This is a genomic window from Acetobacter sicerae (assembly GCF_011516765.1).
Taxonomy (GTDB): domain Bacteria; phylum Pseudomonadota; class Alphaproteobacteria; order Acetobacterales; family Acetobacteraceae; genus Acetobacter; species Acetobacter sicerae.
Genome location: NZ_JAAABN010000020.1, coordinates 34,535 through 43,896, shown reverse-complemented (window position 1 = coordinate 43,896; position 9,362 = coordinate 34,535). Strand labels below are relative to the sequence as shown.

The following is a 9,362-nucleotide window of genomic DNA, read 5'->3' as shown; positions in this document are numbered from 1 at the left end:
CTTCTGCGGGCCGCAAGACGCTCAATCTGTCGAAACAGGCTCGTGCCGCCTGATCGTTCCTTTATTGTTCATGCCAAACGTTGTTTAGCGTACCATCCACACGATGGCCTCTACCGGCTTACTGCTATGGGGGCTCGGCTTGTGGTGGATGCTCATGGCGATGCTCATCACGGTGCGCTACATGCGGGCTTCCATGCCATTCAACTTGGGCTGGTGGGGCTTTACCTTTCCACTGGGGGTCTACACCGTTGCCACGCTGAAGCTGGGGGCCCTGCTCCATCTGAGTTTTTTCAACATCGTCGGGACATGCCTTGGCGCCATGCTTGCGTTGCTTTGGATCATCGTCGCGGGTCGTACCGTGGCCGGGGCTTATCGGGGCGACCTGTTTGTTTCACCGTGCATCGCCTCATTAAAAGCAACGGCGGCTGATTGACGGGTGAGGCGACGGGCCTGGCGCAGCGCGCTCACGATGCGTCGGGCGACCTCGGGATGCTGGTTGACCGACAAAGGGCTAGGATGCGGCATCGTCAAGATGGGGATTTCCGGGCGCCATTGGTGGACGGTGGGTATGGCGCCAGACGCGGTGCGGCCCGCTAGTACGACGACCCGCAGAGCGGGCAACAGCCCAAGCAAAACGGGCAGTGCGGCCAATCCCGCAGCAATGTCTGCCCGGCGAACCGAGCTGACCGGATGATCGTCCGGCGGAAGCCAGGGGATCAGGTTCCAAAGCACCGTCATCTTGCGCGGCACGTTGGCCTCCAGCAAAAACCGTTTGAGATTCTGCTGAGCCGGACCAGGATTGTCCCGAGACACAAACCGCGGTCGCATCGGATGCCGAGCGGGCCGTTCAAGGAGAACGAGCATGGAGGCATGGACGCCGCCGTCGAGGGGGTCAAAGTAAGGCAAGGATTCTCCTGGCCGGGACTGTGCCTCCACGTAACGCGTCAACGATGAAATATGGGCGGCGTGGAGCCCAAGCACCCTCGCGTTCACGGCCTTGGAGTCGTCTAACCGGCGCGTTCTGGCCCCGAGTTTACCCAAATGCTTTTTCTCTTATTGACAGTGCCCGGTGCGTCGCGCCAAACAGCGCGATCGCGCTAGCAAAAAGGCGTAACCGATAGATGGCGAGAATCACCAGCAGGATATAGGTGCCTATAGTGTTTCTGGGCCTGATTATAGGCTGGCCTACCCACGTCGACAATTCCGCGTTCGGCCGCCTAAGCGGTGCGCTCCATGGCGAATAAGCGGGTGGCGTAGTTGCGCATCATATCTCCCGAATGCGTCATCGGTATGCCGCAAATAGCCGTTCGAGCAACACTACGCCAAGTAGGTCTTTGCTACAAAAGCGCCGGCTGGGAAATGAAGGCGTGCCTGGCGACCTTAATGAGGTTGTCAGCCGCAATTATCGCGCAAAAGAGAATAAGCGATGAACGTCATTCATATCAAAATGATATGGCACTACGCAGTAACTTGCATTCGAGTTGCATTTCAGATTAGTTGCATTTCAGATTGGGGCATCCTACTCACCCACCAACAGGATTATCGACCATGCGCCGTTTTGCCAAGATCTTCGTCCTTGTCAATCTCGCACTTGCCGCCTCCACTGCGTTTGCCCAGCATAACTTTTCAGACCCAGGTTTCTGGACCACGCCGACCATCCAGAGTTACGGCAAGATGCACATGCTGCCCAACGCGGCCTACAAGCCCGAAAAAGATGCGACCTACAAGATCGTGTTTTCGCTGACCAAGGGCTCAAAGACGCCGGCCGACGTGAATCCGTCGCTGGATCACGTGGCCCGCACCGTCAATCTGTATGTCGCATCAGGCGTGCCGGTTTCGCACCTGAAATTTGTGGCCATTGCTTATGGCGAAGCGACGTCGCTGGCCCTGAGTGACGAAGCGTATCGGGCCAAGTTCGGCAGTGCCAATCCCAACCTGCCGTTGATTGCCTCGCTGCGCAAGGCTGGCGTGGATGTGGCGGTCTGTGGCCAGGCCGTCGCAGAGCATCAGTTCACTTACGCAGATGTGGACAAGTCGGTCACCACCGCGCTGTCCGGGCTGACCACGATTACCACGCTGGAGCACGAGGGTTACGACCTGATGCCGATGTAAGGATCGGTCCGCCATTTCCTTGTCCAATTCGAATGCGTTTCTTTGGAGATACATCATGTTGAAACAGTCGACTCTGGCTGCCGGTCTGTTGTGCGCACTGTTTACCTCGCTCGCCAGTCCATCCATGGCGCAGGACGCTTCTTCGCAACGTTTCAACGAGGCGTTGTCGCCGCCCTGGCAGAACGGCGCCAACGACGACGCCACGGATCGCGGCTTCGACTTTACCGTGCCTGATGCGGACAATCTCGCCGATTTCCACGGTGACCCGGTTAACCCCAAACTTGCGCTGTACGTCGGTGGCAACTATTTTTTTGCGATGGCGCCGCTAGTGCAGGCGTTCGAAAAACTGCATCCCGAGTTCAAGGGCCGTATCTACTGGGAGACCATTCCCCCCGGTTTGCTGATGAAACAGCTGAAGGCCGGCGGCACGGTTACTGTCGGTAACATGACCTGGACGGTCAAGCCGGATGTCTATCTGGCAGGTCTGAAGAAGGTTCAGCAGTTTGTCGCCGACGGCACGCTCGACGCGCCGGCTGTGCCCTACGTCACCAACACGCTCACCATCATGGTTGCAAAGGGCAACCCCGAGCACATTACCAAGCTGGCTGATCTGGCCAAGCCTAATATCAAGCTGGCCATGCCGAACCCGGAGTTCGAGGGCATTTCTCGCCAGATCACCGATGCGCTGACCAAGGCGGGCGGTCCATCGCTGGCAACCATGGTCTACGAAACGAAGCGGAAGGACGGCAGTACCGTGCTGACGCACATCCACCATCGTCAGACGCCGCTGTGGATCATGCAGGGAAGGGCCGAAGCCGGCGTGACCTGGCAATCGGAAGCGATATTCCAGGAGCAGGCCGGGCATCCCATTTCGCACGTGGATATTCCGGCATCAGAAAACAGCACGGCGATCTACGGCGGTGCGGTGGTGAAAGACGCGGCGCATAAGGAAGCCGGCCGTGAGTGGCTGCAGTTTGTCCGCTCACCCGAAGGGCTGGCCATCTTCGAACGCTATGGCTTCAAGGCCTACGCGGGCGGCGGCAAAAAATAATTCGGGTGTTGACGCTGCATTAACGTAGGGGTACACGGCATGATCAAACGGGCCATCGCTGCAGTCTTCTGTTTCGCTGTATCACTGGGCAGCGCCCATGCGGCGGAAGTCATCCACATCTATGGCCCGGGTGGTCCGGCGCCTGCCATGAAAGCCGCTGCCAAAGCCTATGGCGATGCGCACGGCGTGGAGGTCATCGTCACGGCTGGCCCCACCGACGCCTGGGCCGACGATTTCAAAAAGGATGGCGACCTGATCTACAGCGGCTCGGAAGCGATGATGAGTGACTTCGTCACGCAGTTCGGTGGCGCGATGCTCGACGGGACCATCGAATCACTGTATCTGCGACCAGCGGCTATTCTGGTTCGTCCCGGCAACCCGCGGCATGTCGGTGGCTTCACTGACCTGCTCAAGCCGGGTATGCGCGTCATGGTGGTCAACGGTGCCGGTCAGGTCGGCATGTGGGAAGACATCGCCGGACGTGACGGCGACATCCGCACGTTGCAGGCGTTGCGTCACAACATTGTTTTCTACGCGCCGAACAGCGCCAAAGCGAAGGCGCGCTGGACGCAGGATGCGAGCGTAGATGCGTGGATCATCTATGCAATCTGGGCCAAGGCCAATCCGGGCATTGCCGACGTCGTACCGCTGGATGCCGACCACGCCATTTACCGCGACTGCGGCGTAGCGCTGACGGCCAAGGGCCAGAAGGATGCGGCGACCACCGGTTTCGTGGCGTTTCTGAAAAGCCCCGAAGGATATAAAATCTTTGCCCGCTATGGCTGGAGCGATCATGCGCCTGCCCATTGAACTGCGCGCCTGCCTGCTGATTCTCGTCCTTCTGATGACTAGCAGCGTCGCGGCGGCTAACATGACTCAGGGCGCGCAAATTGCAAATGCTGGCAACGGCCATGGCGCTCCGCCCTGTGCGAGCTGCCACGGCGTTATGGGCGAAGGCAACGCGGTGGCAGGCTTCCCCCGGCTAGTCGGTTTGCCGCCTGAGTACTTGCAGAACCAGCTGACCGATTTCGCCAGCGGACAGCGGCAAAACGCCATGATGACGCCTATCGCCAAAGCTCTGTCGGCCGACGAGATGGCATCACTGGCAGCGTATTACACGCAATTGCCGGTTCCGACCAAGGTCACGCCGCTTGCTTCCGGGACTGCAGGTAATACTGCTTCCAGCATAGGCGAGCAGCTGGCTAACCGCGGGCGCTGGTCCGATGGCGTGCCCGCTTGCAGCTCGTGCCATGGTCAGGGCGGCGTGGGCGTGGGCGCGAACTTCCCAGCACTCGCCGGGCAGTCATCGTTGTATCTGGTGAACCAGCTACAGGCGTGGCGCAAGGGTACACGCGATGCCGGTCCGCTGGGCCTGATGGGCGGCATCGCGAAAAAACTGTCCGATGCCGAAGTCCAGGCCGTGGCCGATTACTTCAGTGAGCAGACACCTGCCACACCCGGGGAAAAGCCATGAAAACCTCTTACGTTATCGCCGCCGTTGTCGGTGTACTGGCTATCGCCGGTGGCACCATTTTCATTTCGGGTTACCACGAGGCCGACGAACCAAAGCCGGTCGCGGTCGTCGTTGCCAAACCGGCGGCGCCGAAGCCCGAGAAGAAGCCCTTTGCGCCGCCTTCGGAGGCATCCATGCCAAAGGACGATTTCGGCAAGATGGTGAGCCTGGGCGAACAGATTTTCGAGCACCCGAAAGAGAACGCGCCCGAGTTTGTCGGCAATCAGCTGCACTGCAGCAGCTGTCACCTGGACGCTGGCCGTAAGGCCGGCGCGGCGCCGATGTGGGCCGCGTACGTGGCGTATCCTGCTTACCGAGCCAAGAATGGTCACGTCAATACATTCGAAGAACGCCTGCAGGGCTGCTTCAAGTTCAGCATGAACGGGAAGGCGCCGCCGTTGGGTGACAAGACACTCGTGGCATTGGAGACCTACGCCTACTGGCTGGCGAAAGGCGCGCCGGTGGATGACAAGCTTCCCGGCCGTGGCTATCCGAAACTCGACAAACCTCCGCTGCCTGCCGACTACGCCCGCGGGCAGACCGTCTACGAGGCCAAATGCGCGCTTTGCCATGCCAAGGACGGAGGCGGTCAGATCGCCGCCGATGGCAGCATGGCATTTCCTGCCCTGTGGGGGCCAGGGTCGTTCAACTGGGGCGCCGGCATGGGCAGCATCAAGAACGCAGCAGCCTTCATCAAGGCGAACATGCCGCTCAGTCGCGGTAACACCCTCTCTGATCAGGACGCCTGGGACGTGGCGACCTATATGAATAGTCAGGATCGTCCACAGGATCCGCGCTATCTGGGAACCGTGGAGGCAACCCGCGCCAAGTTTCATGATTCGGCCAGTTCGATGTACGGCAAGACGGTCAACGGTCATGTGCTCGGCAGCGCATCGGTGCCATCCGGCGGTACGACCATGAAAGGCGCGCCCAATCCATGAGCAGTGTGGCGATAGATACACACGGCGACAGCGAACTCGATCTGCCGATCACCGGGACGTTGGCCGGCACCGAACACGGGCTGCTGCGTGCGCATGGGCTTGCGGCCCTGACTACGCTGATCCTGTCAGCGGTCTTCGGCACCGTCGTCGCGATCAAGTTCGTGCTGCCGAATTTTCTTGGTAGCGAACCGTGGGCGACCTGGGGTCTGCTGCGTTACAACCATACGCAGGGCATCATGTTCGGCTGGCTGGGTAACGCGTTTCTGGCTTTTCTGTATTTCGCCACGCCGCGATTGTCGGGACGTGCGGTGACCAGCCGAGGCCTGGGCTGGACGCTGTTCGTGCTGTGGAATTTCGGCATGGTGCTGCCGGGCTGGGCGCTAGTCGAGGCGAACCTGCCGCACTGGCTCTTGGCGATCAAACCACTGGAATGGACCGAGTTTCCGCTGCTCATCAATGCGATGACGGAACTGTGCCTGGTGTTGCTCGGGGTCCAGTTTCTTTGGCCGATCGTGCGCGGGCCTGAGCGCGATCGACTGTACATTTCGGCGTGGTATGCGCTGGGTGGCGGCGTGTTTACCCTGCTGTCGTTTCCGATGGGCAGCCTGATTCCCGAGTTCACTCCCGGCGCCGTGGGAGCGGCGTTCAGCGGCTTGTGGATCCACGACGCGGTCGGCCTGCTGGTGACGCCTTTTATCCTGTCCATGTCGTATTACGTCATCCCCGCCGTGACCGGCAAGCCGGTCTACAGCCACTTTCTGTCGATGCTCGGGTTCTGGGTGCTGTTTTTTGTCTACCCTCTCAATGGCACACATCACTACGTGTACTCGGCCATTCCGATGGATACCCAGCGCGCAGCGATTGCTGCTTCGATGCTGCTGGGCGTCGACGTCATCATGGTGGTGTTCAATCAGCTGATGTCGCTGCGCGGATCCGGCGCCATGGCGATGCGCGACGTACCTCTGCGTTTTGTGACGGTGGGCGTGGTGTTTTACCTGCTGGTGAGCATCCAGGGTGCGGGACAGGCCGCAATGCCTGTGCAGCGGCTGATTCATTTCAGTGACTGGGTAATCGGCCACTCGCATCTGGCGATGCTCGGCTTTGCCAGCTTCATTGCTATCGGTGCCCTGCTGCATGCGTGGCAGCGCACGCCCGGCGCGCGCTATCACAATGGTCGTGCCAATGCCGCGTTCTGGCTGATTCTGGGTGGACTGACGCTGATGGTCGCCGACCTGACGATGGCTGGACTGGTGCAGGGCGAGCTGTGGGGCGAGCACGTGCCGTGGATGGATTCGGTGCGTGCATCGATGCCGTATTGGTGGTGGCGCGTTGTTTCGGCCGTCCCTATTCTGGCCGGCTTCGGTTTCCTGATTGCTGCCATGCTGAGCGGCCCACGTGTTACCGCCGCGGCGCGGGTGCCAGCATGAGCCTGCTGCCGCGCAAACGCTGGTTTGGCGCCGCCCAGATGATTCTTTTTGTGGCAGGCATCGGCTTCTTCGTATTGTCTGTCGTGGCGCTCGGGATCCTGCCTGGTTTACGGCTGGAGAAATCGATCCATGATCATGCGCCGTTGACGCTGGCTCCCTTCACGCCGGCCGAGACCAGAGGCCGTATTACCTATGGCACCCAGGGCTGCGCGTACTGCCATAGCGAGCAGGTGCGCAGCACGCCCGAGGACGTGCGTCGCTGGGGACCGCCGACCACACCATGGGAAACCAAGTTCGAGTCGCCGCAGCTGTGGGGCACCCGACGAATCGGGCCCGACCTCGCGCGTGAATCCGGAGTCCGCAGCGACGACTGGCAGTTGACCCACCTCTACAATCCACGGCTCATCGTTCCGGGCTCGGTGATGCCCGGCTTTGCCTGGATGTTCAAAGGCAGCCCCAACCAGCCAACCGACGTGGCCAAGGATCTGCTGGCCTATATGAAAACCTTGGGCCGCGCACGCATGCAGGCGGGGAGCGCCGCGCACGATGCGCCCAATGAAGCCATGCCGGGCATGCAGCCTGACAGCGATGCATCGCTGGACGCGAATGGCGCACGCGCGCATTTGGCGAGTCCTGGCAGGGAACTGCCACGGACGCTTTCTCCAACAGGGGTCGCCAATCGGGGGGCAACGCTGTTCGCACAGAATTGTGCAGGCTGCCACGGTGCGCTGGGCAATGGCGCGTCGGTGGCTAGCGCATCGTTGCTGCCACACCCTACCAACCTCACCGTGTTCCGTTACAGCGAAGGCGCTTTTGCCGGCATTTTGCATGATGGAGTCGTTGGTAGCTCGATGCCGGCCTGGCGAGACCTGACCGCACAGCAGGTCGCTGACCTTGGGGCCTTCGTGTCGACACTACATGCGGCCGCAGAACCGGCAACGTCCGAGCCCGGCGGCGTCTCGCGGGGTGTAGAACTGTATGCGCAAAACTGCACGGCATGTCACGGCGTCGGCGGCGGTGGCGACGGTCCGGCATCGCTTGCGTTCAAACCGCGGCCCTACAACTTCCGGCATCTCCAGCCCGACGTGAGCGAGATTGACCGCGTACTCCGCGTGGGTGTTCCCGGAACGGCCATGCTTGCTTTTCCAACGCTCAGCGAACCGGACCGCCAAGCGCTGGCCGCTTATGTGCGCTCGCTATACGGGCAGGCAGCCGAACAGGGTTCGCTGAAAGCCGCGGCGCCAGTGAACAAGCCCTGATGGCGAATGTCACCATCGTTACCTGATCGAGGGACCGCTGCATGTTTGCCTTCATCGTCATTGCCTTGCTCGTATGTGTCCTCGCCGTGGTGCTGGTGTGGTGTCTTTCGCCGGCTTATCGCAAGCGGGTGGAAGAACCGAAGTACCGGTTTCTTGAAATGCAACGTGAATTTTTCGATCAACCCCACACGAGGCTTCCCGAGCAGTCGACAAAACCGCCAGCCGAAAAGTAGCCCTAAAGCACCCGCCTATATGTAGCGCCGGGAGGCGGCGACCCAACCATGCAGCTGTGACAAGCTGCCTTCTGCAGCCAACTTATGCTGAAGTGATCACGAGCAGCCGGCCCATTTATGCTTTCAAAACATCATAAACTGGCCAATCGGGCCAATCTATGCTTTTCAGAACATGCGCCGTTTCCTGTTCCAGACCATTCATGATGTCTGTCTGATGCTTGATCGTGAAGCGGCAGGACGCGAAACCAGTCCATCGGGTGGTGTCATTGATAGCCAGAGTATCAAGGCACCCCACGCAAAGACACGTGGTTATGACGCAGGCAAGAAGATCGTCGGTCGGAAACGTCACATCGCAGTTGATACGGATGGCCGCCTTCTCCTGGTTCAGCTGACAACAGCCGATATTTCGGACAGTGCAGGAGGACAGATGATCCTTGATGCCATTCGTAAACGCTGGCCTTGGGTGAAGCACCTGTTTGCCGATGGAGCCTATGACCGCCTCCAGTTGATGGATAAGGCCACTTTTCTCGACTTCACAGTCGAGATCATCCGGCGGTCAGAGACAGCAAAAGGGTTTGAAATCCTGCCGCGTCGGTGGGTTGTGGAACGGACCTTCGGTTGGATGATCCGCTGGCGTCGCCTTGTGAAGGACTACGAACAGCGGATCGACGTCGCAGAGGCCATGATCCACATCGCCATGGGAAGCCTCATGCTACGCCGAAACGCTCATCCGTGAATTTCCAAAAGGGCTCTTACGCCTTATCTCGGAAATTCAGGCCCTTGACACGGTTTCCCGAGAACTGACATTCGCATGCTTATCTCAATC

At 60.0% G+C, this 9,362-nt stretch carries 10 protein-coding genes and 1 pseudogene; 10 read left to right on the top strand and 1 reads right to left on the bottom strand.

Features of this window, described 5'->3' with window-relative positions:
• The first annotated feature begins 103 nt into the window (after positions 1-103).
• Entirely contained in the window at positions 104-433 is a 330-nt protein-coding gene (locus tag GVI59_RS15640) for an SLAC1 family transporter (protein ID WP_062446550.1), read from the top strand.
• On the opposite strand, the gene GVI59_RS19470 is transcribed toward GVI59_RS15640, so the two are convergent.
• Positions 370-828: a uracil-DNA glycosylase family protein gene (locus tag GVI59_RS19470; RefSeq protein ID WP_370544252.1), complete on the bottom strand. Its 459-nt coding sequence runs from the start codon at positions 826-828 to the stop codon at positions 370-372. The two genes, GVI59_RS15640 and GVI59_RS19470, sit on opposite strands and share 64 nt — an antisense overlap.
• A gap of 720 nt (positions 829-1,548) precedes the next feature.
• Between GVI59_RS19470 and GVI59_RS15630 the strand changes: the two genes are divergently transcribed.
• From GVI59_RS15630 to GVI59_RS15590, 9 genes and pseudogenes are all read left to right on the top strand, one after another.
• The gene (locus tag GVI59_RS15630; RefSeq protein WP_010516204.1) at positions 1,549-2,112 is read left to right on the top strand and encodes a DsrE family protein; all 564 of its coding nucleotides are present in this window, start codon (positions 1,549-1,551) and stop codon (positions 2,110-2,112) included.
• A gap of 55 nt (positions 2,113-2,167) precedes the next feature.
• Positions 2,168-3,163, top strand: a complete 996-nt coding sequence (locus tag GVI59_RS15625) for a substrate-binding domain-containing protein (protein WP_010516202.1) — start codon at positions 2,168-2,170, stop codon at positions 3,161-3,163.
• A 39-nt stretch (positions 3,164-3,202) separates the two neighbouring features.
• Positions 3,203-3,973, top strand: a complete 771-nt coding sequence (locus GVI59_RS15620; RefSeq protein WP_010516201.1) for a substrate-binding domain-containing protein — start codon at positions 3,203-3,205, stop codon at positions 3,971-3,973.
• Positions 3,957-4,637, top strand: coding sequence for a c-type cytochrome (locus tag GVI59_RS15615; RefSeq protein WP_198133931.1), 681 nt, complete (start codon positions 3,957-3,959; stop codon positions 4,635-4,637). The genes GVI59_RS15620 and GVI59_RS15615 overlap by 17 nt, the downstream gene beginning before the upstream one ends.
• Positions 4,634-5,617 carry a c-type cytochrome gene (locus GVI59_RS15610; RefSeq protein WP_010516197.1) on the top strand — a complete coding sequence of 328 codons (984 nt, stop codon included), beginning with the start codon at positions 4,634-4,636 and terminating at the stop codon, positions 5,615-5,617. The genes GVI59_RS15615 and GVI59_RS15610 overlap by 4 nt, the downstream gene beginning before the upstream one ends.
• A complete protein-coding gene (locus GVI59_RS15605) occupies positions 5,614-7,044 on the top strand; it encodes a cbb3-type cytochrome c oxidase subunit I (protein WP_062446546.1) in 1,431 nt (476 codons plus the stop codon). Before GVI59_RS15610 ends, GVI59_RS15605 begins: the two co-directional genes overlap by 4 nt.
• Positions 7,041-8,303 carry a cbb3-type cytochrome c oxidase subunit II gene (locus tag GVI59_RS15600; RefSeq protein WP_173575031.1) on the top strand — a complete coding sequence of 421 codons (1,263 nt, stop codon included), beginning with the start codon at positions 7,041-7,043 and terminating at the stop codon, positions 8,301-8,303. The genes GVI59_RS15605 and GVI59_RS15600 overlap by 4 nt, the downstream gene beginning before the upstream one ends.
• A gap of 41 nt (positions 8,304-8,344) precedes the next feature.
• Complete coding sequence (locus tag GVI59_RS15595; protein ID WP_010516191.1) at positions 8,345-8,536, top strand: hypothetical protein; 192 nt, start codon at positions 8,345-8,347, stop codon at positions 8,534-8,536.
• 175 nt (positions 8,537-8,711) lie between these two features.
• Positions 8,712-9,272: pseudogene (locus tag GVI59_RS15590) on the top strand (IS5-like element IS12528 family transposase); the annotation flags it as partial.
• Positions 9,273-9,362: the final 90 nt, after the last annotated feature.